Below are 25712 nucleotides of genomic sequence, written 5' to 3' on the forward strand. Positions count from 1 at the left end.
TATGACTGATTAGTTCTGGAGAGAAATATGAAAGCGATGCCAGTAGTAGTGGGGTTTGGTGGTGTTAACGCCGCAGGCAGATCGACTTTTCATTTGGGATATCGCCGATTGGTTGAAGAAGCGCTACCCAGCGAAAAACGTAATGAGATGATCACCGCGTTGGCGGCGCTGAGTGGCATGTCTGCCGAAGACTACTCCACCGCTGAGGCGTTTGAGTCTGCAGTACTTGAGAATTCTTTGATTCGAAAGATTGGCGCCGAACATTTTGATGTTGATCATGCGCCAGGAATGAAGCGGGTAGAGTTGTGTACCGCTAAGCAAGCAATTGAATTCACGATGAAAAAGCGAGACCTGCCGGCTCAGCTTCCCGATAGCTGGACCATAATTGGTGAGGATAAAGCGGGTATTCGTCTTAGTGCGAGTGACCTCAATGCGCTCTTGCCAACTTCGCGAAAGATGGCAGTTTCAACTGCTGGCACTGTACCTTCTGGCTTTGACCCGGCGGCGAGATATAGCTCTCGCCATCACCCTCGTGGCTTGCAACTTAATATGTTCGCAGCATCCGATGCCTTGCAGTCAATGGGTATCGCTTGGTCAGAGGTTATGGCACATATCAACCCTGATCAAGTCTCGGTGTATTCAGGATCGGCCATGGCTCAGTTAGATGACGCTGGTAATGGTGGTCTGCTCAGGGCTCGTTGGCAGGGTGATAGGGCTTCGTCTAAGCAATGCCCGCTAGGTTTGGTAGAAATGCCTGCCGACTTCGTTAATGCCTACCTGTTGGGTTCAGTGGGCTCAACTGGCGCGGCGGTAGGGGCGTGCGCAAGCTTCCTTTATAACCTAAATCTGGCCATTGAAGATATCAAAGAAGGTAGAGCGCTAGTTGCCTTCGTGGGGAATGCTGAGGCTCCAGTGAATCCGGAAGTTATAGAGGGTTACGCTGCGATGAGCGCGTTGGCGACCGACGACAACTTATGCAAACTAGATGGCTCTGAGCAAGCTGACCATCGAAGAGCTTCCAGGCCTTTTGCCGACAATTGTGGGTTTACCATTGCTGAGGGGGCTCAGTACGCCGTGATCATGGCGGATACCCTAGCGCTTGAGCTCGGTGCGAACATTCATGCGTCAACGCCGGCAGTGTACGTGAATGCGGATGGCTTTAAGAAGTCGATTTCTGCGCCGGGAATTGGTAACTACCTGACCTTGGCGAAATCAGTGGCGTTTGCGCGTTCACTATTAGGTCGTGAATCCGTTGAGCAACGCTCTTTTGTTCAAGCGCATGGCTCCAGTACGCCGGCGAATAGAGTAACAGAATCAATCATTTTTGAACGTGTGGCGAAGGCTTTTGGTATTGAGAATTGGCCCATTACGGCCATGAAATCTTACTTAGGTCACTCGCTTGGAGTGGCCTCTGGCGATCAGCTGATGGCGACTTTGGGGGTTTGGGCCGATGGTATTATACCGCGCATTAATAATGTTACGGAGATAGCGGACGACGTCTATCAAGAGAAGCTTGACTATGTAACGGCCCACCGCAATGTTGGGGTAGATGGTATTGATGTCGCGTTCCTGAACGCCAAAGGCTTTGGTGGTAATAACGCAAGTGGTGTGGTGGTTTCACCAGCTAAAACAATGTCGCTCCTAGCGGCGCGTCATGGCGAAGCGAAGCTAGCTCAGTGGCAAGAGCGAAATAAAAGTGTTGCTGCGCAAAGTGAAGCCTATAAGCAACAGATATTAGCTGGCGAAGACGTTACGCAATATTCCTTCGGGGAGCATGTGGTCATGGATGAAGCGGTTGAAATATCTGAATTTAGCCTATCAATTGAGTCTTATGCTCGTGATGTTTCGCTAGATATTGAGAACCCATACTAGCTATCTTCTTACTAAGTATTTACTGCAAAGTCAGCTAGATTTGTGCTAGCTGACTTGCCGATTTATCCCTCGTTGTTCTTGTTTCGCCGCCAATTCAAAATAAACACTGTAAAAAATATCGAACACTTGTTAGATTATTGTTTCATAACATAATCCATGGAGTGTGAAGTGTCTGAAGAAGTTGGTAAACGATTACGAGTAATTCGTCAGCAGCGAGGTTGGTCTCAACGAGAACTCGCGAAACGAGCAGAAGTAACGAACAGTACCATCTCTTTAATCGAGCAAGGGCGAGTTAGCCCATCAATCGCGTCACTAAAAAAGGTCTTGGATGGACTGCCAATGTCTTTGGCTGAGTTCTTTTCGGTTGAGGCGAACGACGGCGAAAAAGTGTTCTTCACTGCCGAGGAAATGACCGAGGTTGGCTCTGGTGAGATTAGCTACCGACTCCTAGGAGCGTCCATTGAAGGGCGTTCAATGCAGGTTATGTTTGAAACCTATCCCCCTGAATCCGATACTGGAGATGAAATGATCTCACACAACGGAGAAGAGGGCGGTATTGTGGTTGAAGGCGAGATTGAACTCACCGTAGATGGTGCTACGCGCACCTTGAAATCTGGAGATGGCTACTACTTCGATAGTCGGCTGCCGCACCGCTTCCGAAATGCGAGCGGTAAGCCATGTAAAGTAGTTTCTGCCAATAATCCACCTAGCTTTTAACTGATATTTATCGGCAATTGCTAAATGGTTCGTTAGCCGCTGTGTTTATGTAGTGATAACAACTTGAAAAAAAGGCCAATCGATTAGTCGATTGGCCTTTTTTGTAACCGATAAATTGGCGCTATTTAGGCGTGACGAAGATACCAGTCGTACTCTTGCATAGTGATGAACTCGTGGAACTTCTGGCGTTCCGCGAGTTTAATCTGTAAGAAGACATGACAGAATTCGCTACCGAGTACCTGGGGCAATAACTTCGCTTCTTCGAAACTTTGTATTGCTGCGTCCCACGTTAGTGGTAACGTTGGCTCGAATTCCTTATAGGCGTTGACTTGGGTTACGGGACCTGGCTCAAGTTGTTGCGTGATGCCCAGATAAATACCCGACAATAAACTTGCAAGGTAAATGTAAGGGTTGGCGTCAGCACCTGCAACACGGCACTCTACGCGCTTTGCTGCATCAGGACCGGCCGGAATTCTCATTGCTACCGTGCGGTTGTTGAATCCCCAACTTGGATGCAGAGGTGTGTAGCATTCCGGGCTAAACCTACGGTAGCTATTGGCGCCGGGAGCTGCGAGTAACATGCCTTCTTCCATCGTGGCTGAGAGACCGCCAATGGCATGGCGAAGGGTGTCGTTACCTAAGTCTTCTCCGTTAGCAAACACATTGTTGCCGGCCTCGTCATAGAGGCTGATGTGCATGTGGAAACCGTTGCCAGACAGGTCCGCAAAAGGCTTCGGCATGAAGGTTGCATCGAAGTCATGCTGAAGCGCTACGGCTTTAATGAGTCGTTTTAGTTCTATCGCGTGATTACAGGCCTGAATCAAGTCATCACTGTGATGCAAGTTGATCTCAAACTGGCCAGGCGCGTATTCCGCAATAGCGGTATCGGCAGGAATGTTTTGCGCGACCGCGGCGGCTTTTACGTCGCGCAGGAACGCCGCATAATCATCAAGTTCAGCGATACCGTAAACTTGCGTGTTCTTATCACGCGCGCCAGTAACTGGTGAAATAGGTGGTAACGGGCGCCCGTCTTCATCACGTTGGCGATCAAGTAAGAAGAACTCTAGCTCCGGCGCGATAATAGGCTTCAGTTTTAATTCTTTAAACTTATCAATCACGTTCTGCAGTACGCCATGCGAAGTATAGCGGAGGGCTTCTCCGTCTTCGTCAACCATGTACGCAAGCACTTGAGCCGAAGGTTCATGCGCCCAAGGGACAATCTTTAGCGAGTTAGCGACGGGTAGGCAAGGGCAGTCAATGTCACCCGTGCGAATACCTAAACCGGTGCCATCAGTGGTGTCACCTTCAATGTCGCTCGCAAACGTAGAGCGGGGCATCAGGATGCCGGACTTATATAATTTGGTGATGGCATTACGATCCAGACGTTTGCCACGGAGAATGCCGTTAAGATCAACTAGAATGACATCAAACTGATTAACGTCAGGGTTCGCCTCAAGAAAGGCATTTAATTCAGGTAACAATTGCATGATGAGCTATCGCCTACTAAGTTTCATTATTTTATGGTCAGTACATTAACTGAGATGATCAGACTGTTCAATATTTAAAACACTGTTTGTGTGATACGCAACATCAATTTATGTTTTTGTACTAAATAAAATTCGCTTAGCTGGACGATGAGGTGACCGTGAAGTCACAAAAAATCGTACAAAGTAATTCAAACGGTCGTTTGAATTATATAGACTGATGCGACAATCACCGCTGAGAAGTAGTTTTCTATGGCGATAATAATGAGGGATAAGTAGGTATGTATAAAGGTAATACGCTAACCGTAAGCGCTATTGAACCGGGCCTCTACGAGCTTTGTTTCGATAATCAATCCGACTCCGTCAACAAGTTCGACGCTGCAACGATTAAGGAATTAGCCGAGGCAGGTGCGCTGCTTAAAGACTCCGATGCGAAAGGCCTACTGGTAACCAGTGGGAAGCCGGTCTTCGTGGTTGGTGCAGACATCACCGAATTTAAGGGCAATTTTGCACTTGATGATGAGGCCTTCACTGCCAATCTTAATGGCGCTAATGCCTGCTTCAATCAAATTGAAGATCTACCTATGCCAACCGTTTGTGCGATCAACGGTTTCGCACTGGGTGGTGGTTTAGAAATTACGCTAGCCTGTGACTTCCGAGTCATGAGTACAGCCGCGAAGGTCGGCTTGCCGGAGACCAAGCTAGGGATCTTCCCAGGATTTGGTGGTACCGTGCGTATGCCGCGTCTTGTTGGTGCGGATAATGCCATTGAGTGGATTGCTGGCGGCAAGGAATATCGCGCTGATGTCGCACTGGCTACCGGTGTGGTTGATGCCGCCGTTGCGCCAGATGATCTACGCGAAGCAAGTTTGAATCTGTTGAAGCAGGCTGTTTCGGGCGACATCGCTTACCAGGGGCGTCGCGAGCAGAAGAAGGCGCCGTTGCAGCTAAACGATATTGAAATGCTTATGTCTTTCTTTACCTGCAAGGCAATGGTTCAGCAGCAAGCTGGTCGAAATTACCCATCGCCGGTGGCGGCGATCGAGGCTATGGAGCAGAGTGCTAAGCTTGGTCGTGATGATGCGCTTAAGCTGGAAACTCAGCACTTTATTCGCATGGCTCGTACCTTCCAGTCTAAAGCCCTCATTGGTATTTTCCTCAACGACCAGTTGGTAAGTAAGAAGGCGAAGACCATCGCCAAAGGCGCGGCCGATGTCAAGAAGGCCGCCGTTTTAGGAGCTGGTATCATGGGTGGCGGCATTGCGTATCAGTCGGCCTTAAAGGGTACGCCTATCGTGATGAAGGATATTAACCAAGCTGGCATTGACCTCGGCCTTGCCGAAGCAAGCAAGCTGCTTTCGAAGCGCGTGAAGCGCGGTAGAATGACGGCTGATAAGATGGCTGAAGTTCTCAGTCGTATCAATCCTGCGCTGAGCTATGAAGAGCTGAGTGACGTGGATATGATCGTTGAGGCTGTGGTTGAAAACCCGAAGGTTAAGCACGCTGTTCTCAAGGAAGTTGAGTCGAAAGTGGCTGCCGATACCATTATTACCTCCAATACTTCAACGATTTCCATTGACTACTTGGCGGAAGCGCTTGAGCGCCCAGAAAACTTCTGTGGCATGCACTTCTTTAACCCAGTGCCACTCATGCCGTTAGTTGAAGTTATTCGTGGTACGAAGACTTCCGATACCGCGGTGGCGAAGACCGTGGCCTACGCCAATGCATTAGGCAAGAAGGCGATTGTTGTTAACGATTGCCCTGGGTTCTTTGTGAATCGCGTGTTGTTCCCTTACTTCGGTGGCTTTGCGCTGCTTCTCCGTGACGGTGCTGATTTCGCAGCCGTTGATAAAGTCATGGAGCGCTGGGGGTGGCCAATGGGTCCAGCCTACTTGAGTGATGTAGTTGGGTTGGATACGGCTGCGCACGCAGCTGACGTGCTTGAGGCGGGATTCCCTGATCGTATGGCTCAGTTTGAGGGTTTGGCGACTAACGTGCTATTTAAAGCGGGTCGTTACGGACAGAAGAATGGTAAAGGCTTCTACAACTACGAGGCGGATAAGCGCGGCAAAGTTCAAAAAGTTGCGACGAGCGAAAGCTATGAGTTGATTGCACCACACTGTGCCGACCGAACCGAGTTTGAAGCGGACGATGTGGTAGCCCGTATGATGGTACCAATGGTAATCGAAGTTCAGCGTTGCTTGGAAGAAGGTATTATCGCCTCAGCAGCTGAAGCAGATTTAGCGCTGGTTTACGGTGTTGGTTTCCCTCCTTTCCGCGGCGGTGTTTTCCGTTACGTTGATGAGATGGGTATGGCTAACTTTGTGGCAATGGCGGACTCGCTGAAGCACCTTGGTGCATCGTACGAAGTTACAGACAAAATGCGCGAAATGGCCGCCAATGGCGAGTCGTACTACGGATAATTGGGAGCGTTAAAAATGAGTTTAAATGCAAGAGATGCAGTAATTGTTGATTTTATCCGTACCCCAATGGGGCGTTCAAAGAACGGATCCTTTCGGAACCTTCGAGCGGATACGCTATCGGCCCGGCTAATGGACGGTATTGTGGCGCGTAACGCCGCAATGGATCCTGCGCTTATCGACGACATTATTTGGGGTTGTGTTAACCAAACCAAAGAGCAGGGTTGGAACGTTGCACGTTTCGCTCAGCTATTGAGCTCAATTCCATTCACTGTGCCCGCGCAAACGGTCAGTCGCCTATGCGGTTCGTCTATGTCAGCGCTACACACAGCGGTCGCTAATATTCAAGCTGATGTAGGTGATGTTTACCTCATTGGTGGGGTGGAGCACATGGGACACCTGCCAATGGATCACGGTGTTGATCCAAATCCATCGGTATCCATTAAGGCAGCTAAGGCCGCCGGTATGATGGGCATGACGGCAGAGTACCTAGCTCTGATGCACGGCATCGGTCGCGAGCAGCAAGATGAATTCGGAGCGCGCTCACATCGTTTGGCTCACGAAGCTACACTTGCCGGGCGTTTCGATAATGAAATTCTTGCGATGGAAGCGCACGATGCGAAGGGCGGTTTGTACATGATGAAGCATGACGAAACCATTCGCCCTGATACCACTGCTGAGTCGCTAGCGGGCCTTAAGCCTGCGTTTAATCCGCGCGGCGGGACAGTGACTGCGGGCACTTCATCGCAAATTACCGATGGCGCGTCAGCGATGTTGGTGATGTCAGCGGCGAAGGCGAAAGAGCTTGGTTTGCCAATCAGAGCTAAGGTTCGTCAGCTAGGGCTTGCAGGGGTAGATCCTTCTATCATGGGTTACGGCCCAGTACCCGCAACTCAAAAGGCGCTCAAGCGCGCCGGTTTAACCATTGACGACGTTGATGTGGTTGAGCTTAACGAAGCTTTCGCGGCACAGGCGCTGCCGGTCCTGAAGGACTTAAACTTACTCGATAAGATGGACGACAAGGTCAACCTGAATGGTGGCGCTATCGCTCTTGGTCATCCGTTTGGTTGTTCTGGTGCTCGTATCACTGGCACGCTGCTAAACGTGATGGAGCAAAAGGATGCGACCATTGGTGTTTCGACCATGTGTATTGGTCTTGGTCAAGGTATTGCAACGGTGATTGAGCGCGTTTAATACCAAACTAGTTTTTATGCTGCTTTACCGGGACTTTGTCCCGGTTTTTTTTTATTAACTGGTTGAAAAGACGCCAATTGGACAAGTCTTTGAAAATAATGAAAAAATTGCTTGGCAAAAGCAAATTAATCCTTATAATTCCGCCTCGTTAACATCGAAAGCGTTACGAAACACTTTGCGCTGGGGATGTGGTGAAATTGGTATACACGCCAGATTTAGGTTCTGGTGCCGCGAGGCGTGAGAGTTCGAGTCTCTCCATCCCCACCATATTTCGATGTTAATTAGAGCAGTCGCTCGGCCCTTTAGATGGGGATGTGGTGAAATTGGTATACACGCCAGATTTAGGTTCTGGTGCCGCGAGGCGTGAGAGTTCGAGTCTCTCCATCCCCACCATCTACTTTCCAAATTCCTTACTTGTTTTTATTGTTGTGTTGATTGAGTGAATAATCAGTTTTCTGCTGTCGCCATTCACCGATTATTTTCACCGCTGGGCACTCGTTTTCTTGACCTTAACAGGCAATTCCATATAATGCGTCGATTCGATTTAGCAGTCGTAGGTGTGTGTAATATTGTTTACTACGCCTACTTATAACCAGCGATGTCTATTTTAATCATCGCAAACGTATTATTTTTGAGGAAAAGCGATCCATGCAGGTATCTCTTGAAACGACTAACGGCCTTGAGCGTCGTATGACTGTCACAGTTCCATCAGCGAGCGTTGATGCTCAGGTGGAAGAGCGTATTAAACAGGCTTCAAAAACTGTCAAAATCAACGGTTTCCGTAACGGTAAAGTTCCTCTGAAAGTTGTTAAGCAGCGTTTCGGTGGCGGTATCCGTCAAGAAGTTTTAGGTGATGCAATCAACCGCGCTTTCTACGAAGCGGTTCAGGCTGAAAAAGTTCGCCCAGCTGGTGCGCCAAATATCGAGCCTAAGAACTTAGAAGAAGGTTCAGACATTGAGTTTGTTGCGACTTTCGAGGTTTACCCTGAGATTGAGCTTGCTGACATGTCGGCTGTTGAAGTGACTAAGCCCGTTGCAGAAGTTAACGAAGACGACATCAATAACATGATCGAGATTCTTCGCAAGCAGCAAGGTGAATTCGTTGAAGTTGATCGCGCTGCGGCGGAAGGCGACAAAGTTAACATTAACTACGTTGGCACCAAAGACGGTGAAGAATTTGAAGGCGGTAAAGCTGAAGGTTCTGACTTGACACTAGGCTCTAAGCAAATGATTCCTGGTTTCGAAGACGGCATCGCAGGCATGAAAGCCGGTGAAGAGCGTACTATTGACGTAACCTTCCCAGAAGAATATCACTCGGAAGAGCTTAAAGGTGCAGCGGTTCAGTTTGCTATCACCGTTAACAAGGTTGAAGCACAGCAACTACCAGAGCTAGACGACGCATTCTTTGAGAAGTACGGCGTGAGCGAAGGTGGCGAAGAGAAGTTCCGTGAAGAAGTTGCCGCGAATATGGCTCGTGAACTAAAGAACGCTGTAACCAACAAAGTTAAGACACAGGTTATGGATGCGCTAGTTGAAAAGCACGAGTTTGACGTACCGGCCGCGCTACTTACTAACGAAATCGCACAGCTTCGTCAGCAAATGATGCAGCAGTTTGGTGGCGGTCAGAATATCGACCCGTCAATCCTTCCTGATGATCTCTTCAAGGATCAAGCTGAGCGCCGTGTTAAGTTAGGTCTCGTTATGGGTGAAGTGATTTCTGCGAAGAAATTAACGGTTGCTCAAGACCTAGTGGATGCAAAGCTTGCTGAAGTTGCCTCAACTTACCAAGATCCACAGGAAGTGATTGACTACTACAAGGGTAACCAAGAGTTGTTGTCTGGTATCCAGAACGTTGTGCTAGAAGATCAAGCGGTTGAAGCGATCATTGCCGACGTTAAAGTTGTTGAAACTGAAGTAAGCTACGACGAGGCAATCAAGCCTGCTGATCAAGCTGCAAACGCTTAAGATCTCGTAGTCTTCAAGAAAACCGCGGCAGCTTAACAGTGTCGCGGTTTTTTTATGCATTTTCCGCAGTAATTGGCACTGTACAAGCAGTGGTGCTTCCGTCTAAGCTCTACTGTACATATCCAAATTAATTAATGTCGATAAGGGTTCCCTTACATATGCAGAATTTTGACCACAACAAAACAAGTATCGACCCGCAAGCGCTAGGCCTTATTCCAATGGTGGTAGAGCAGTCTTCACGTGGAGAGCGCTCCTATGATATCTACTCGCGATTACTCAAAGAGCGCGTCATTTTTGTGGTAGGCCCTGTGGAAGATCACATGGCTAATCTTATTGTTGCTCAGCTTTTGTTCCTCGAGTCGGAAAATCCTGATAAGGACATTCACCTTTATATCAACTCACCGGGTGGTTCCGTTACTGCGGGTATGTCAATCTACGACACGATGCAGTTTATCAAGCCTGATGTGAGCACCATTTGTTTGGGGCAAGCCTGTAGTATGGGTGCTTTCCTGCTGAATGCCGGTACCCCTGGTAAGCGCTTTTGTCTGCCGAATTCTCGTGTGATGATTCACCAGCCATCGGGTGGTGCACAGGGTCAGGCTTCGGATATTCATATTCAAGCGCAAGAGATCCTCAAGATTCGTGAACGCTTGAATCAGCTCATGGCAGAGCACAGCGGCCAGTCACTGGAGCGTATTGAGTTGGATACGGAGCGTGATAATTTTATGAGTGCTGATGAGGCAAAGGCCTACGGCTTGGTGGACGAGGTTCTACTTAAGCGTCCTGTTTAGGGTTGAAATTTACAGCATGAAGCCTCATCTTAGAGATAGATGAGGTAATAATCGGAGTAGTTAAATGTCTGATACAAACACTGGAAACGGCGGCGAGAGCGGCAAACTTCTGTACTGTAGCTTTTGTGGTAAAAGCCAGCATGAAGTTAAGAAGCTTATCGCAGGGCCTTCCGTATTTATTTGTGACGAGTGCGTCGACCTCTGTATCGACATTATCGATGAAGAAATAAAGGGCGCCCCAGCCGAAACTACCGAGAGCAGCCTGCCGGTCCCTCATGAGTTGAAGAAGGCGCTTGATGATTATGTTATCGGTCAAGACTTTGCTAAGCGAGTGCTAGCGGTAGCAGTTTATAATCATTACAAACGTCTTCGGAAGGATGTTAAAACCAGTCAAGAGGGCGTAGAGCTAGGAAAGTCTAATATTCTGCTCGTGGGTCCAACGGGTTGTGGTAAGACGCTATTAGCACAAACACTAGCTCGTACGCTTGATGTACCCTTCACCATGGCTGATGCCACAACGCTAACGGAAGCGGGTTATGTTGGTGAGGATGTCGAAAACATCATTCAGAAGCTTTTACAGAGCTGTGACTATGATGTTGAAAAGGCGGAGCGCGGGATCGTTTATATCGATGAGATCGATAAAATCACTCGCAAAGCTGAAAACCCATCCATCACCCGAGATGTATCAGGTGAAGGCGTTCAGCAAGCACTGCTTAAGTTAATCGAAGGGACCGTTGCCTCGGTGCCGCCTCAGGGCGGACGTAAGCACCCACAGCAAGAGTTCTTGCAGGTTGATACTCGTAATATCTTGTTTATCTGTGGCGGCGCGTTTGCGGGCCTAGACGGCGTGATTAGAGACCGTACTGAGAAAGGCGGTATCGGCTTCGGAGCCGAGGTGAGCTCTAAGAGTGAAGGTCAGTTATTCGGTGATGCCATTAAAGGTTTGGAACCGGAAGATTTAGTGAAGTTTGGCCTGATTCCAGAGTTTGTTGGGCGTCTACCAGTTATTGCTACACTCGAAGAGCTTGACGTTGATGCCTTGGTACAGATTTTGAGTGAACCAAAGAACGCACTGACCAAGCAGTATCAACATCTTTTCGAGATGGAAGACTGTCAGTTGGAGTTCCGCAGTGAGGCACTCCAAGCCGTAGCGGAGAAGGCGCTTGAGCGTCACACCGGTGCGCGTGGCTTACGCTCTATCCTCGAAGGTGCGTTGTTGGAGACAATGTACGAACTACCTTCACTTAACGATGTCATCAAAGTGGTTGTTGATGAATCGAGCATTCGAGGCGATAGCAAGCCATTGATGGTATACAAGCAAGACGAGCAAAAGTCTGCTCCAAGTGCTTAATGCCTCGAAAAGGCGATATGAGAAGGCGAGCTTAATAGCTCGCCTTTTTTGTCTGTGGTTTTTGCTAAGTCAAAAAGATTGGGCGGCTAGGCTTGTTTTTTTACGAGTCGCCCTCAAATAAGTATATAGAAGCTATCATAATACGTGGATGCCCGATGAGTTGGTGTCGCGGTCAGGAGAAGAGATGTCAGAGTTTATTAAGTACAGCTTACTACCACTGCGCGATGTAGTGGTGTATCCCCACATGGTTACTACCTTATTTGTTGGTCGCGAGAAATCCATAGCCGCGCTTGAAGAGGCTAATGAGAATGACAAGCGTTTACTCCTGTCAGCCCAGAAGAACGCGGCCGATGATGAGCCAAGTGTAGAGACTATCTACACCACCGGAACGATTGCGCAGATCTTGCAAATGCTTCGCTTACCAGACGGAACCGTAAAGGTGTTAGTCGAAGGCGTATCACGTGCCGAGCTGAAAGATATTGAAGAAGACGGGCGTAGCTTTTATGCGGTGGGCCGAGCAGTTGAGCTGCCTGAGGAAGATGTCAGCCACAATGCACGGATTATTAGCGCGTTGAAAGAGCAGTTCGAGCAATATGTAGGTCTTTCTAAGAAGGTGCCTGCTGAAGTGCTAACGTCGCTAAGCGGAATAGAGGATCATTCACGCTTGGTAGATACCATGGCTGCCCATATGTCATTAGATCTTGCGCAGAAGCAAGAGATGCTTGAGGTTATCAGTGTGCCTGAGCGCGCAGCCTTTCTCATGGGTGTTATTGATACCGAGGTTGATCTTTTTCAAGTGGAAAAGCGCGTTCGCGGGCGTGTAAAAAAGCAAATGGAACGCAGCCAGCGCGAATACTATCTCAATGAGCAGATGAAGGCGATTCAAAAGGAATTGGGCGGCATGGATGATGTCCCTAATGAATTTGAGCAGCTTGAAGAGCGTATTCAGGAAGCAGGAATGACGACTGAAGCCTTTGATAAGACCAATGCAGAGCTATCTAAGCTTAAGATGATGTCGCCAATGTCGGCTGAGGCCTCTGTGGTGCGTGGATATATTGATTGGATGGTCGGCGTGCCGTGGAAGAAGCGCTCCAAGGTCCGTCATGATCTGGAGAAGGCACAAAAGACACTGGAAGCTGATCATTATGGTCTTGAGGAAGTTAAAGATCGTATTCTTGAGTACTTGGCAGTGCAATCACGTGTTCGCAAGTTAAAGGGACCGGTGTTGTGCTTGGTTGGGCCGCCAGGAGTGGGGAAGACATCACTCGGTGAGTCCATTGCGCGGGCGACAAATCGTAAGTTTGTCCGTATGGCGCTTGGCGGAGTCAGAGACGAAGCTGAAATTCGAGGTCATCGCCGGACTTATATTGGTTCAATGCCAGGTAAGCTCATTCAGAAGCTATCTAAGGTGGCGGTCAAAAACCCGCTATTCCTGCTCGACGAAATTGACAAGATGGGTATGGATAATCGCGGGGACCCTGCATCGGCACTGCTCGAAGTACTAGATCCTGAGCAAAACAGCACCTTCAATGATCATTATCTTGAGGTGGATTACGATCTTTCGGATGTCATGTTCATCTGTACCTCAAATAGTATGAATATTCCGGGTCCGCTTTTGGATCGCATGGAGATTATTCGAATTCCTGGCTATACGGAAGATGAGAAGCTAGCGATTGCAGAACGCTATTTGCTGCCGAAGCAAATCAAGGCTAACGGGCTGAAGGATGGTGAAATTGAGGTGGATTCAAGCGCTATCCTAGGGTTGATTCGCTATTACACCCGAGAGGCGGGTGTTCGTGCTCTGGAACGTTCTATCGCGAAGCTATGCCGAAAGGTGGTAACGGCTAAAGTACGTGGCGGAGAGAAGTCGCTGCTGACCATCAATGGCGATAACCTTGAAGAGTTTGTGGGTGTTCGCAAGCACTCGTATGGTATTGCTGAGGCAGAGAATCGCATCGGTATGGTGACGGGCTTGGCGTGGACCTCCGTGGGTGGCGAATTATTGACAATCGAGTCAGCGGTTATGCGTGGTAAGGGCCAGATTGTTAAAACCGGTTCTCTCGGAGATGTCATGCAGGAATCTATCGCAGCCGCTACCACTGTTGTTCGTACTCGCGCGCAAAGTTTAGGGTTGCTCGGTGACTTTAATCAGTCAGTTGACCTTCATATTCACGTCCCAGAAGGCGCTACACCGAAAGACGGGCCAAGTGCTGGTATCGCCATGGTGACCGCAATGACGTCAGTTTTGACAAATATTCCTGTACGGGCGGATGTTGCGATGACTGGCGAAATTACGCTTCGCGGTGAGGTCCTGCCTATTGGTGGATTGAAGGAAAAACTACTTGCAGCACGTCGAGGTGGCATTAAGGTTGTACTTATTCCTCATGAAAATACGCGTGATTTAAAGGAAGTTCCCGACAATATTAAGGAAAATCTCGACATTAGGCCGGTTAAGAATATTGATGAGGTTCTTTCAATTGCGCTGGAATCGAAGCCTGTCGCGTTGAGCGATGAGGAGTTTAATCGCGTACAAAAAACGAGCGAATCCGAAAATAAAGGTGAGAGCAATGTGAATAGGCATTGAAACATGCTTGACCCGTGGGATTACACTTGTTATAAATTCTCACAGTGACTAGTTACAACAACGGTTGTGGCTGTAGTTACGAAAACAAAAACTAACTTAAAATTAACTACAAACCACACGAATCTAAGAGGGGTGTAGAGTGAATAAATCTGAGCTAATCGATGCTATTGCTGAATCAGCGGATCTTCCAAAAGCGGCTGCTGGTCGCGCGTTGGATGCTACTCTTGAAGCTATTACGGGTACTTTGAAGGGCGGCGATTCTGTTGTTCTTGTAGGTTTTGGTACATTTACTGTTAAAGATCGCGCTGCACGTACTGGCCGCAATCCACAAACAGGTGCAGAGATTCAAATCGCTGCAGCGAAGGTACCTTCTTTCAAAGCTGGTAAGGCACTGAAAGACGCGGTTAACTGATTGAAATAACCTTTACGGTTTTTTTTCAGGCAGTCATAGAAAAGGCGCAGCCGTTAGAGACTGCGCTTTTTTTTATTTATGTGTGAGTAACAAATGCTTCAGAAAATTCGAAACAACACCCAAGGTATCGCAGCGTATTTCGTTGCCGGTATTCTAGTAATCGCAATGGCAGCATTCGGTGTAGGCCCTTTGATTGACTCAATTGGCGGACCTCCAAATGCAGCTGAGGTCAATGGGACTGAAATTGCAGAGCCTACCGTAGCGGTAGAAGTTCAACGTCAGAAGCAGCAGCTTTACCAAAGTGGCGTGTCGGATATCAGCGATGATGTGCTTCGCGAACAGGTACTGGATCGACTCATCGGTGCAGAGCTCCTTACTCAGGCAGCAGAAGAATTGAATCTAGCGGTGTCGAAAGCCGTTATCGATCAGCAAATCGTTACCAACCCAGCATTTGCGGGTATAGATGGTTACGATCCCAACACATTTAGCATGCGTATCGCCCAGCTCGGCTACACGCCGCAGGAATTTGTTGACGCATTAAGTCGTGATTATAAGGTCCAACAGTACTTTTCAGGTTTGACCAACACGGCGTTCTTGGGAAATGAGCAAATTGCTGCGTTGGTAGCAATTATCGAACAGCGCCGCAGCTTCGAATACGGTGTCATTGATGCTAGTGATACCGCGGGTATTACTATTGACGAAGCATCCCTTGAAGCTCGCTATAACGAAAATTTAGAGCGCTTTTTGACTGAAGCGCAAATGACGGCCCAATATGTAAAGCTTGAGCGAAGTACGCTAGCAGCTTCCGTTGAGGTGACTGAGGAAGATCTTCAGCGCGAATACGAAGTAACGCAGGCAAACGTGTCAGCACAAACGCTTAAGCTGGTTGCACACATTTTGGTGACTCCGAAGGATGATGGGTCTGAAGCAGCGACTATTGCGGACATTGAGGCAGCGCTAGCGCGCGGCGACGACTTCTCCGAGTTAGCGCTGAACTATTCCGATGACTTCGCTAGTGCTGAGATTGGTGGCGAAATTGGCCAAACGGATGGCACTGCCTTTGACCCGGCCTTTGAAGACGCTTTGGACGAATTGGCTGTTGGTGAAGTGTCAGGACCGGTCGAGACGGATTTTGGTACCCACTTTATCAAACTACTGGAAATTGATTCAGCAGAGCAAGTTGCCTTCGAAGATGTGAAGGATGAGCTTGAAACGCGCATTCGTAACATGGAAGTCGACCGGATCTATGCCGTTGAATTAGAGGCTCTTCGCGATGCTGCGTACCAGTATGGTGATTTGGAGTCGCTAGCTGAGGCGCTTGGACTAACCGTCTACGAAACATCGACATTCACCTTGGATGCCGGTGAGGGAATGATGGCTAATGCTGAGCTTCGCGCTACCGCTTTTGCAAGTGATGTCCGAGAAGAGGGTCTCATTTCAGAGGTAGTTGAGGCAGAAGAGGGCGTTGCAGTAGTGGTTGCGATGCAGCAGTTCGATCCTGCTCGTGTTATGGGCTTGGACGAGGTTCGTGAAGAGCTGGTAGCAGAGCTCACGGCCGAAGCTGCTTCATTACGTGCGAAGGAATTAGCAGACGGTTTAGTGGAGCGTGCTAAATCTGGCACATCATTAGAAACCTTGTTTGCTGAACAAGAGATCGAGTGGCTGGTTGCGCGCGATCTCACGCGAAGCATGGTAACTGTAGAGCCAGAGATTAATCAGGCAGCGTTTAAGTTACCTTTAAACGTCTCAGGTGAGCGTGAATACAGCGCGGTAACCTTAGCGTCTGGAAGAGTAGTTGTGTTTGGTTTAATTGGTGTTGCCGACGGTTCGTTCAATGCTGACGACGCCGCTCAACTCGATATGATGATGCAATTCTTCGACAACATGTATGCGGCAGCGGAAGCGGAAGCACTGCAGCAGGCATTGTATGAAGGCGCAGCCATCGAGCGTCGCTAGTCTATTTGTTAAGGATGTTGGGCGGTAAACGTTCCACATCAACTACATCAAGGCCCGAGTTAGTTCAGCTAGCTCGGGCCTTTTTGTTTCAGTAAATACAGAGGCGTTGTTTAGAGGCGTTGTTTAGAGGCGTTGTTTAGAGGCGTTGTTTAGGGGCGTTGTTTAGGGGCGTTGTTTAGGGGCGTATGTCGGTGAAGTTTGCGAGTGGCAGCTTAGTCTTCGATTTCGAACATAGCTAGACAGGCGTAAATGCTCGCTCTAAGCGTTTTCATACGCTAGGCATGCTTGGGTGAGGAAAATGAACAACGGGGCTTAAAAGCCCCGTTTTAGGTGTTTACGGTGAGGTAATGAATAATCCGTTAGCTTTGATTATTCGTGTCTACGAAGATCACTAAGCTTTGGCCGGGTTGGATGTACTTTTGCCCGTTGATCGTGGAATTCCAGCGACGTAAGTCGGAGACGCTTACTTTGAACTTCTGGGCGATTCGCGCGAGTGAGTCACCTTGACGTACCGCATAGCTTACACGTCGGGTGTTGGCTTGAACGGGGGTTCGTTGCCATATTACCAATTCTTGCCCCAGTCGGATTGGATCATTGGGCGCCATATTGTTCCATCGGGCGATATCACTCACATTAACGCCGTGCTCTCGCGCGAGCTCCCAGAGACTATCTCCGCTCTCTACCCGATAGTCAATTCGATAAGCGCCTCCCTGACCGCCTCGCTGCTGAGCTCGAGCGAGTCGCTGCCAGTCGGAGCTACGATAGTAGTCTAACGGAGCGGCAGGGATGGGAATCAGGAGGTAATCACCTGCGCGAATGGACGAACCGCGTAAGTCGTTATAGGCCCTAATTGCATCAACTTGAGTATTAAAGCGAGATGCGATTAAGCTGAGCGCGTCTCCTTCGCGAATCTGATAGCGTTCGAATTTAATGCGCTCGTTCTCGGGTAGCGAACTAACGGATTGAATAAACTGCTCGGCTACTGCTACCGGCACATTCACTCTTTGGTGAGCGCGCGGTGAAGTTGCCCATTTGGTGTAACCCGCATTCATAGCCCTAAACTCGCTTTCTTCTAATCCGGCTAGTTCTGCGGCTTTACTGATATCAAGTTGATAGCCTGGATCAACCGATACGAAGTAAGGTTCGTTCGGAATGGACTGCAGGCTAACGCCGTACTTTTCTGGATTGGAGACAATCTCTGCGAGAGCCAGCAGTTTAGGCACGTAGCCCTCGGTTTCTCGAGGTAAATCAAGGGACCAGAAATCCGTTGCTTTGCCTGCCTGCCGGTTACGCCTTACCGCGCTATTAACTCGGCCACCGCCGCCGTTGTATGAGGCCACTGCAAGCTCCCAATCACCGTCGAAACGACGATTTAGCTGCGCAAGATAGGTCAGTGCCGCGTCGGTAGCTGCAATAGGATCTCTTCTGCCGTCATACCACCAGTTCTGCGCAAGGCCAAAGTATGTGCCGGTGCTGGGGATGAACTGCCAAAGCCCACTGGCACGCCCATGTGAATAGGCAAACGGGTCGAACGCACTCTCTACAATAGGCAGTAGTGCTAATTCAGTGGGTAAGTCTCGCTCTTCAAGTTCGCGCACAATGTGGTACATAAAGGGCGTAGCCCTAGTTGCGACGCGATTGAGGTAGGACTGATGTTGCGAATAAAAGGCGATTTGCTGCTCTACGGCGCGTCTATCAACGTGCGTATCAAGCGTTAAGCCGGCGCGAATTACTTCCCAGACATCTTCGGGCGGAAGGTCAAGCTCCGCCTCAGCGATAACTATGTCATCTTCCTGCGCGGCTGATTCCCGCTCGGGTGCATCGGCGCCAAGTGCGGAGTCAGCGGTCTCAACGGGTGATGGCGATGGCGAATGGCTAAGTTGCGTGAACTGGGAGCAGCCACCGAGTGTTCCCATGACGATCAGTGCGAGCGGCTTTAGTGGTAATTTATTAGTCATTAAAAGGTGTCCTTCCACGCGCGCAAACACGCGATTACAGCTACTTCATTATTATTTTTAACGGGATCCTTTGCGAGGGTTGCCGCTTTTACGGCTTCCACTGAGGTGCGCAGGAATGGATTAATCTTTAGCTCCATACTCATGGAGCTTGGCAGCGTAGGTTGATTGTTTTCACGCTGCTGGTAGCACCATTCGAGATGTTGACGAATGGCATCATTGTTAGGTTCGACAGCAAGCGCAAACAAAAGGTTCGAAATTGTGTATTCATGGGCACAACAAATAAGGGAATCGAGACTTAGTTCATCTTTGTAAGTGCTCATCACTTGGAGTAATTGCTCAGGTGTTCCTTCAAAAAGGCGACCGCAACCACCACTAAATAAACTATCACCACAGAAGAGCGCCTCTGAGCCATCCGCTAATGTGGCGACATAAGCGATATGATCAAGCGTATGTGCAGGGACATCTAATACTCGAATATCAGGGAACTGTTGCGAAAAAAGCTGGCTTTTGGGGTGGTCCGTTGCGTCTTCAAAGGTCTGAGGTTGGGCAATAACGCGAATATCCGAGTACACGGCCTGGAGATCCTTAATGCCACCAATATGGTCCGGGTGATGATGAGTCACCAGGACACCGAATGGAGTGCATTGGCGCGCAGTGAAAAAATCGATGACTGGCTTCGCCTCACCCGGATCTACAATCCACCATCGATCGTCTTGATCCTGCCAGCACCAAATATAGTTATCGGTAAAGGCGGGCACTGGATGTAAAGCCATGATTCCCTCGCAACTGCTACGCTAAATCGTTATATTAACAGTTAACTTTGTTGAATGGCATAGCGCCGTTGAGATTCGAGAAATGCCCCCTAAATTTCAGGCAACATTAGACAGCTATTTTACCGAGGTAGGCGGACCAGCACTTTTGGCTCATGAACGCGCGGTTTGCCAAAAACTTATTGACCCAGTGTTTGGCTACTGTGCGGTAGAGTCGAGTGTTGTGGATGGCGGTTTACAGCTGAGTGCAAGTACCGGTAATTATTGGTGGGCATCAAATTCGGTAGAGGTTGACGCCAGTAGTCTTTATTGCTCGCCGGCTGCCTGGCCGTTCATGAATGAAGATGTCGATCTGGCAATTCTACATCACTTGCTGGACTTTTCACGTGAGCCTCATGAGGTGTTTAGTGACACAGCTCGAATTGTTAAAGCCGGCGGATATATGTTGATTGTTGGCTTTAACCCCTACAGCTTGCTGTCGTTAAAACAAGCTGTGAAGCGCTGGAATAATCCTGCCTGGCATTATTCATCGCTGGCAGAATATCGGCTGAGAGATTGGCTGAAATTGTTCGGTTTTAGTGTCATCGCTTGTCAGTATACGCAGGTTATACCTACGCCGGCGGGAAGCGCGTTTAAGCGTATTAACGAGCTGCTGACGCCATTGACTTGGCGGATGGGCTCCAGCTATGTGATGTTAGCGAAAAAACAGAAATACAGTGGTTTGATGCGACGTTCAAGAGCGGAAAAATTAATGAAACAGTTTTCCGGTGGGGTAGTAAATCCCGCCGCGTCGAAGGAAGTTAGTTCGTGAAGAAGATAATAATGTTTAGTGACGGCGCTTGCCGAGGAAATCCCGGCCCTGGTGGGTGGGGCGCTGTGTTACGTTTTGGTAAACATGAAAAGAAGTTGCACGGGGGTGAGCGGGAGACAACGAATAACCGCATGGAACTTACCGCAGCCATTGAGGGTTTAAACGCGCTAAGTGAGGCGTGCGATGTTCAGCTTTATACGGATTCTCAATATGTTCGAAAGGGCGTTTTAGAGTGGCTTGAAGGCTGGAAAAAGCGCGGCTGGAAGACAGCTTCAAAACAGCCGGTAAAAAATAAAGACCTCTGGCAGCAACTTGACGAGGCTATTCAGCGCCATCAAATTGAATGGCACTGGGTGAAAGGGCATTCGGGTAACGAAGGTAATGAGTTAGCCGATGAACTGGCTAATCTCGGCACCGATGAAGTAATGGGGAGTTAATAACGTGCGGCAGATAATACTCGATACCGAAACTACCGGCTTTGATCCGAAACAGGGTGATCGTCTGGTAGAGATTGGCTGTGTGGAGATGATAGATCGAAAGATTACCGGCAATACTTATCATCAGTACATCAACCCACAGCGAGATGTCCCCGAAGACGCCATTGCGATTCATGGTCTTACCAATGAATTTCTCGACGATAAACCAATATTTTCGCAAGTTGCGGATGAATTCTTCAATTTTGTGAAAGGCGCGGAGCTAATTATTCATAATGCCCCGTTCGATTTGGGGTTCTTAGATTTTGAGCTCAATGAACTGAATCGAGGTTACCCGAATCTCGCGAGTGTCTGCTCAATCATTGACACCCTAGTGATGGCGCGTGAGATGCGGCCAGGCCAGCGAAATACATTGGATGCCTTGGCTAAAGAGTATCCAACCTATTCGGTGAACCGTGATCTCCACGGAGCCCTTTTAGATTCTGAGATTTTGGCGTACGTTTATCTCGCGATGACCGGCGGACAAAAGTCGTTAGAACTTGCCGCGAGTGATGGATCATCCTCCGACTCACTGATGCCAGTAACACCCATTGATCGTTCTCAAATGCAGTTAGCGCTGCCTGTGTATCGTCTTAGCCCAAGCGAACGTCAATCCCACTATGACCGACTGGAGACGATTAAAAAGTCTTCTGGTGGGGTGGTGATCTTTGAGGATCTGGATACCGCTTGATCTTCATTATATTTGCGTTGACGCGAGTGAATTCAGATTTTCAACGGGCTTAAATCGCACCAGAATATATACTCGAAAATAAAAAAAGCGGACTAAATGGTCCGCTTTTTTTGGTGTGAGAAAGCTGAACCTATATGAGTAGGAAGCCTGATACACCAAGCACGATGGTGTAAGGCAATGCCATATAGACCATGCGGCCGTAGCTAAGTCGGATTAGCGGTGCGAGCGCAGACGTAAGAAGGAATAGGAACGCAGCCTGGCCATTCGGCGTGGCAACACTCGGCAAGTTGGTACCGGTGTTAATAGCAATGGCTAGGTGTTCGAAATGCTCGCGGCTTATTAAACCTTCGTTATAGGCCGAAGCGACTTCGTCAATGTAGACCGTGGCCACAAAGACGTTGTCCGAGATCATGGATAAAACGCCATTAGCAATGAAGAACATCGGTGCTTGGTCTTCTTGCGGTAAGGCCAATACGGCGTCGATGACTGGAGTAAAAAGATGCTGTTGATGAATGACCGCTACGATGGCGAAGAATACGACTAACAGCGCGGTAAATGGTAACGCTTCTTCGAATGCATGACCGATACGATGCTCCTCGGTGATGCCGTTAAATGCAGTAAGTAGGATAATTACGAGCAAGCCAATCAGGCCAACTTCAGCAACGTGAAAGGCAAGTGACAGCACTAGGACAATAGCAACAATGGCTTGAACTAAGATTTCGGCCTTTTCTCGTGTTGTACGGTTGGCAGTCTGCTCCATTTCATGCGCTTTCAACACCTGAAGAACGTCGCCTGGAATCTCGGCACCGTAGCCAAACCATTTTAGCTTTTCAAGCGCTAAGCAGGTTAGCAGCCCTAAACCGAGTACTGGCATAGTGATATGTGCCATATTTAGGTAGAACTCGACGAAGTTCCAATCGAGACGCTCACCAATTAGGAGATTCTGTGGTTCACCAACAATGGTACTCACGCCACCTAGGGCAGTACCAACCGCCCCGTGCATAATGATGCTACGAAGGAAGCGCCGGAACTGCGCCAGACTCTTTTTGTGAAAACGTTTCTCATCCTCAGTGATGCCGAATTCTTGAACTAACCCAGAGTAGACGGTGTTATAAACGTTGTAGAAACCGATTGCTACGGTAATCAAGACCGCGGTAACAGTTAGTGCATCGAGGAAGGCAGAAAGGACCGCCGCGCTAAAGCAAAAGAGAAAGGAGAGTAATAGCTTGTTACGAATCCCCACCAGAATTTTAGTGAAAATAAACAGCAACATAGATTGCATGAAGTAGATGCCTGCAACCATGAAGACCAACAGCAAGATCACTTCAATATTGTTTACCGTCTCGGTGAACACCGCATCTGCGGTGGTCAAACCTAGAAGGACTGCTTGAGCAGCCAGTAAGCCCCCTGGCTGAAGCGGATAGCACTTTAATGCCATAGAGAGGGTAAAGATAAACTCCAAAATAAGTATCCAGCCAGCGACGACAGGGCCGAGAGCAGTAAGAATGATGGGGTTAATGATCAGGAAACCGATAATCGTCAGCTTGTACCAACTCGGTGAATTACCGAGAAAATTCTTTGATAGCGCTGTTGCTAGATTTGATACCATTTTGGCCTCTACTTGGATGAGTACGATGGTGAGTGGAGCAAACATCCACTTAGTTAATTATTATGGACTACTAAAGCCTCTTACCTTTGCTTGATTTTGTCCTGTTTTCAAGTGAAATTTCTTTATTCGTAATATTCAGACAAGAATCATATTTTTTAAGTATACCCTCGATGCTGTGCTCGCGCCGACTGAGTTTTGTGTTATAAATATAGAACAATAAGAGAACTGCTTTGCGGAGGGCAATGTGCCTCAGAATTTCCAAATCGCTTCACTCGTGCTAGTCAAGGAACAAATGCTCGCTACGTTGCATGGAGCAGCGAACCATTTAGATGAGTGGATTGAAGATGACAGTTTGAGCGAATCGCTAGAGCAGGCGATGAATGACCTGTCTCAGTTAGCCGGAACGGCTAAAATTCTGTCACTGGATGGTTTAGCTACTTTTTACGGCGTTGCCCACACTGCCTTGGCTAATGGCTCCATTTCGGCAGCAACGGAAATCAAGAAGGCAGACTACGCCACGCTTATTCTTAAAACAGAGCGCTACCTCGACTTTCTTGAAGAGGGTGGGCTTGCGGCAGCTGAGGTTCTGCATGCCGATATCGTCAAGCTTGAGCGTCTTGCTAAAGAAAAACCGAGCGACATTTTTCAGTGGCGGGATGACCTGCTTAATGCGGTTGAACTAAAGGACTACCGCTATGACGACGCTGCGCTTCGGCGTTTTCGAACCATGTTTCAGACGGGGTTACTAGCACTGCTGAGCGATGAGCCAGGTCGTGCCGTGCTGCTGATGGACAGAGCGGCCCAACGCTTGCGCAAGGGTGCTATTGATGCCGATGAGCTCCTTTGGCAGTTGGCGTCACAGCTTATCTCAACTTACGATACAGCAACGGTTCCGATGGACGCGAAGCGCCAGTTAAGCTACCTAGATCGTTATCTGGCTGCACGAATCAAAGGGAATGGTGAGCTGAATGCTTATAACCGCGCGCTGGGGGCTGTGTGTTGGTCGTCGTCGGTACAACGGGCTTCCGGGGTTAGCCTGGAAAGCTATCCCTACAGTGCCGTGGCCGAATTTAGCTGGGCTGAATTGACGACCGCACGCAGCAAGCTAGACGGTATTGCGGCCGACACGCTCTCTTCGGTAGCGGAACTGGTCAAAGAAGATCTACGCCAATCGCGGGAGCTCCTAGAGCTAATGTCGAGTGATAATCAATCAAGAGACAACGCGCGTATTGATCAATTAGTTGGGCAGTTCAAAAGCGTTGCTAATACGCTTGAAGTTATCTCGCTTGGTTCATTAGCGGTATTGCTACGTAATCAGGCGCATAGCTTGGTTGAGGCAAGCGCTAATACTTCGCTAACTGATAAATTACTTGAAGATACTGCTGATTGTCTCCTCTACGTGGAGTCATGTTTGCAGACAATCAATAGTGCTGATGCCGAATCCCTAGATGTGTTTAATGACGAACGTCGCAAAAGTATTATTGCAGATAATTTGTTTCAGAGCGCGCGGGAGCTTGCGCTCAACGAAGCCAAAGTCATGGTGGGTGCGTTAAAAATTTCACTGAACGAGTTCGTAGAAAGTGGCTTTGACGTTAGTGTAGTGAATGAAGCCGCGTCGCAGTTAAACTGTATCGCGGGAATAATGAACGCGCTTAACTTAGCTCGTCCGCTTTCAGTGGTTCAATCAGCACAATCTTTTGTCAGTGAGAAGGTGCTGAGTGATCACCTCGATGGAGCCATTGAGCCCATGTTGGAAACGTTTGCTGATGCGCTGATTGGTCTGGAGTATTATTTGGATCGTGTTTCATTTGATGAAAATACGGACGAAGGCATTTTGGATATGGCGTCAGAAAGCCTAAAGGCTGTGGGCTATTAACGTGAAAACTAATCGTTGGATCGTTACGGACGGAAGTCACGTTTTCACCCAAACCAACCTGTTTTATACCGCTAAGCCACCCATGATTGTTGGCGACGAGATTTTGATTCGCGAGGATCACGGCGTTAATTGGTATGTATTGGTGCCGCATGAGCCTATCAATGGTGAAAATCTTCGAGACTTACTGTTAAGCTATTCCCTCGAGGATCAACAATACCTGAGTGCCGCGGCAGAAGTCGCTAACTGGTATAAAGATCATCGGTACTGTCCGCGCTGCGGCTACCGCACTCGTAGGCTCAGTAATGAGCTAGCCATGGCCTGTGATAAATGTCGATATCGTAGCTATCCCCGACTTTCACCCTGTGTGCTTGCGTTAGTTGAAGACGGCGACAGAATTCTTTTAGCTCATCACCATCGTAGTAATGAGCCCGTCTATACAGTGTTAGCGGGATTTATTGAGGTGGGGGAATCTGCCGAGCAGGCAGTGCTCCGTGAAGTGAAGGAAGAGGCGGGCGTTCATGTGAGTAACATTCGCTATTTGGGCAGCCAGTCGTGGCCTTTCCCGGGGCAAATGATGTTGGCCTACATAGCGAGTTATGAGTCCGGTGAGCTAAGTCGTGATAAAAACGAGTTGAGCGATTTACGTTGGTTCAAAAAGGACGAGTTAGCCCTGTTGCCTCCGTTAGGCACTATATCGGAAGCAATGATCTCTCAGTGGTTAGCCTCGCAGCAATCGGCTGAATAGCCATGCCAGCTATTGTGGCCTCCCGGCCAAAGC

19 protein-coding genes and 2 tRNA genes are annotated in these 25712 nt (G+C 48.7%); 17 read left to right on the forward strand and 4 right to left on the reverse strand.

What is annotated here, in order from left to right; genetic code table 11:
* The first annotated feature begins 27 nt into the window (after positions 1–27).
* Both DFR27_RS04075 and DFR27_RS04080 read left to right on the forward strand, forming a co-directional pair.
* Positions 28–1872, forward strand: a complete 1845-nt coding sequence (locus DFR27_RS04075) for a beta-ketoacyl synthase (protein WP_121876204.1) — start codon at positions 28–30, stop codon at positions 1870–1872.
* A 168-nt stretch (positions 1873–2040) separates the two neighbouring features.
* Complete coding sequence (locus DFR27_RS04080) at positions 2041–2589, forward strand: cupin domain-containing protein (protein WP_245962599.1); 549 nt, start codon at positions 2041–2043, stop codon at positions 2587–2589.
* A gap of 125 nt (positions 2590–2714) precedes the next feature.
* On the opposite strand, the gene DFR27_RS04085 is transcribed toward DFR27_RS04080, so the two are convergent.
* A complete protein-coding gene (locus DFR27_RS04085) occupies positions 2715–4076 on the reverse strand; it encodes a glutamine synthetase family protein (protein ID WP_121876206.1) in 1362 nt (453 codons plus the stop codon).
* Between the two features lie 278 nt (positions 4077–4354).
* Between DFR27_RS04085 and fadB the strand changes: the two genes are divergently transcribed.
* The 10 genes from fadB (at position 4355) to DFR27_RS04135 (ending at position 16746) form a co-directional block, all read left to right on the forward strand.
* On the forward strand, positions 4355–6496 hold the full coding sequence (fadB, locus tag DFR27_RS04090; protein ID WP_121876207.1) for a fatty acid oxidation complex subunit alpha FadB: 2142 nt from the start codon (positions 4355–4357) through the stop codon (positions 6494–6496).
* Between the two features lie 15 nt (positions 6497–6511).
* Positions 6512–7687 carry an acetyl-CoA C-acyltransferase FadA gene (gene fadA, locus DFR27_RS04095; protein ID WP_121876208.1) on the forward strand — a complete coding sequence of 392 codons (1176 nt, stop codon included), beginning with the start codon at positions 6512–6514 and terminating at the stop codon, positions 7685–7687.
* 182 nt (positions 7688–7869) lie between these two features.
* Positions 7870–7954: transfer RNA gene (locus DFR27_RS04100), tRNA-Leu, on the forward strand.
* Positions 7955–7995: 41 nt separating this feature from the next.
* Positions 7996–8080 (forward strand) — tRNA-Leu (locus DFR27_RS04105).
* A gap of 255 nt (positions 8081–8335) precedes the next feature.
* On the forward strand, positions 8336–9652 hold the full coding sequence (tig, locus tag DFR27_RS04110; RefSeq protein ID WP_121876209.1) for a trigger factor: 1317 nt from the start codon (positions 8336–8338) through the stop codon (positions 9650–9652).
* Positions 9653–9810: 158 nt separating this feature from the next.
* The gene (gene clpP / locus DFR27_RS04115) at positions 9811–10443 is read left to right on the forward strand and encodes an ATP-dependent Clp endopeptidase proteolytic subunit ClpP (RefSeq protein ID WP_211327562.1); all 633 of its coding nucleotides are present in this window, start codon (positions 9811–9813) and stop codon (positions 10441–10443) included.
* Between the two features lie 64 nt (positions 10444–10507).
* Complete coding sequence (gene clpX / locus DFR27_RS04120; RefSeq protein WP_121876211.1) at positions 10508–11794, forward strand: ATP-dependent Clp protease ATP-binding subunit ClpX; 1287 nt, start codon at positions 10508–10510, stop codon at positions 11792–11794.
* A 184-nt stretch (positions 11795–11978) separates the two neighbouring features.
* On the forward strand, positions 11979–14378 hold the full coding sequence (lon, locus tag DFR27_RS04125) for an endopeptidase La (protein ID WP_211327563.1): 2400 nt from the start codon (positions 11979–11981) through the stop codon (positions 14376–14378).
* A 139-nt stretch (positions 14379–14517) separates the two neighbouring features.
* A complete protein-coding gene (locus DFR27_RS04130; protein WP_121876212.1) occupies positions 14518–14790 on the forward strand; it encodes an HU family DNA-binding protein in 273 nt (90 codons plus the stop codon).
* Positions 14791–14883: 93 nt separating this feature from the next.
* Positions 14884–16746 (forward strand): SurA N-terminal domain-containing protein, encoded by a 1863-nt coding sequence (locus DFR27_RS04135; RefSeq protein ID WP_121876213.1) that lies wholly within the window; start codon positions 14884–14886, stop codon positions 16744–16746.
* A gap of 359 nt (positions 16747–17105) precedes the next feature.
* On the opposite strand, the gene DFR27_RS04140 is transcribed toward DFR27_RS04135, so the two are convergent.
* Complete coding sequence (locus DFR27_RS04140; protein WP_121876214.1) at positions 17106–18704, reverse strand: lytic transglycosylase; 1599 nt, start codon at positions 18702–18704, stop codon at positions 17106–17108.
* The gene (gloB, locus tag DFR27_RS04145; RefSeq protein ID WP_121876215.1) at positions 18704–19477 is read right to left on the reverse strand and encodes a hydroxyacylglutathione hydrolase; all 774 of its coding nucleotides are present in this window, start codon (positions 19475–19477) and stop codon (positions 18704–18706) included. The genes DFR27_RS04140 and gloB overlap by 1 nt, the downstream gene beginning before the upstream one ends.
* Positions 19478–19559: 82 nt before the next feature.
* Between gloB and DFR27_RS04150 the strand changes: the two genes are divergently transcribed.
* From DFR27_RS04150 to dnaQ, 3 genes are read left to right on the forward strand one after another with little or no spacing between them, the layout of a single operon-like run.
* Positions 19560–20285 (forward strand): class I SAM-dependent methyltransferase, encoded by a 726-nt coding sequence (locus DFR27_RS04150; protein WP_121876216.1) that lies wholly within the window; start codon positions 19560–19562, stop codon positions 20283–20285.
* Positions 20282–20722, forward strand: a complete 441-nt coding sequence (rnhA, locus tag DFR27_RS04155) for a ribonuclease HI (RefSeq protein ID WP_121876217.1) — start codon at positions 20282–20284, stop codon at positions 20720–20722. The genes DFR27_RS04150 and rnhA overlap by 4 nt, the downstream gene beginning before the upstream one ends.
* Before the next feature lie 4 nt (positions 20723–20726).
* Positions 20727–21449, forward strand: coding sequence for a DNA polymerase III subunit epsilon (gene dnaQ / locus DFR27_RS04160; protein ID WP_121876218.1), 723 nt, complete (start codon positions 20727–20729; stop codon positions 21447–21449).
* Between the two features lie 130 nt (positions 21450–21579).
* Here the strand turns inward: dnaQ and nhaB are convergent, their stop codons facing one another.
* Positions 21580–23058 (reverse strand): sodium/proton antiporter NhaB, encoded by a 1479-nt coding sequence (gene nhaB, locus DFR27_RS04165; protein ID WP_121876592.1) that lies wholly within the window; start codon positions 23056–23058, stop codon positions 21580–21582.
* Positions 23059–23302: 244 nt separating this feature from the next.
* On the opposite strand from nhaB, the gene DFR27_RS04170 reads away from it, so the two are divergent.
* Positions 23303–24934, forward strand: a complete 1632-nt coding sequence (locus DFR27_RS04170) for a FimL-related protein (protein ID WP_147434516.1) — start codon at positions 23303–23305, stop codon at positions 24932–24934.
* A gap of 1 nt (position 24935) precedes the next feature.
* Positions 24936–25679: an NAD(+) diphosphatase gene (gene nudC, locus DFR27_RS04175; RefSeq protein ID WP_121876220.1), complete on the forward strand. Its 744-nt coding sequence runs from the start codon at positions 24936–24938 to the stop codon at positions 25677–25679.
* Positions 25680–25712 lie beyond the last annotated feature (33 nt).

Origin of the sequence: Umboniibacter marinipuniceus (assembly GCF_003688415.1) — a bacterium.
GTDB classification, from domain to species: Bacteria; Pseudomonadota; Gammaproteobacteria; order Pseudomonadales; family DSM-25080; genus Umboniibacter; species Umboniibacter marinipuniceus.

Bases quoted from the DNA above. Each gene is read 5' to 3' on its own strand.
- nhaB (WP_121876592.1), bottom strand. From the start codon at position 23,058: ATGGTATCAAATCTAGCAACAGCGCTATCAAAGAATTTTCTCGGTAAT.
- DFR27_RS04075 (WP_121876204.1), top strand. From the start codon at position 28: ATGAAAGCGATGCCAGTAGTAGTGGGGTTTGGTGGTGTTAACGCCGCA.
- DFR27_RS04085 (WP_121876206.1), bottom strand. From the start codon at position 4,076: ATGCAATTGTTACCTGAATTAAATGCCTTTCTTGAGGCGAACCCTGAC.
- DFR27_RS04150 (WP_121876216.1), top strand. From the start codon at position 19,560: ATGCCCCCTAAATTTCAGGCAACATTAGACAGCTATTTTACCGAGGTA.
- DFR27_RS04140 (WP_121876214.1), bottom strand. From the start codon at position 18,704: ATGACTAATAAATTACCACTAAAGCCGCTCGCACTGATCGTCATGGGA.
- tig (WP_121876209.1), top strand. From the start codon at position 8,336: ATGCAGGTATCTCTTGAAACGACTAACGGCCTTGAGCGTCGTATGACT.
- fadB (WP_121876207.1), top strand. From the start codon at position 4,355: ATGTATAAAGGTAATACGCTAACCGTAAGCGCTATTGAACCGGGCCTC.
- DFR27_RS04135 (WP_121876213.1), top strand. From the start codon at position 14,884: ATGCTTCAGAAAATTCGAAACAACACCCAAGGTATCGCAGCGTATTTC.
- gloB (WP_121876215.1), bottom strand. From the start codon at position 19,477: ATGGCTTTACATCCAGTGCCCGCCTTTACCGATAACTATATTTGGTGC.
- clpX (WP_121876211.1), top strand. From the start codon at position 10,508: ATGTCTGATACAAACACTGGAAACGGCGGCGAGAGCGGCAAACTTCTG.
- clpP (WP_211327562.1), top strand. From the start codon at position 9,811: ATGCAGAATTTTGACCACAACAAAACAAGTATCGACCCGCAAGCGCTA.
- lon (WP_211327563.1), top strand. From the start codon at position 11,979: ATGTCAGAGTTTATTAAGTACAGCTTACTACCACTGCGCGATGTAGTG.
- fadA (WP_121876208.1), top strand. From the start codon at position 6,512: ATGAGTTTAAATGCAAGAGATGCAGTAATTGTTGATTTTATCCGTACC.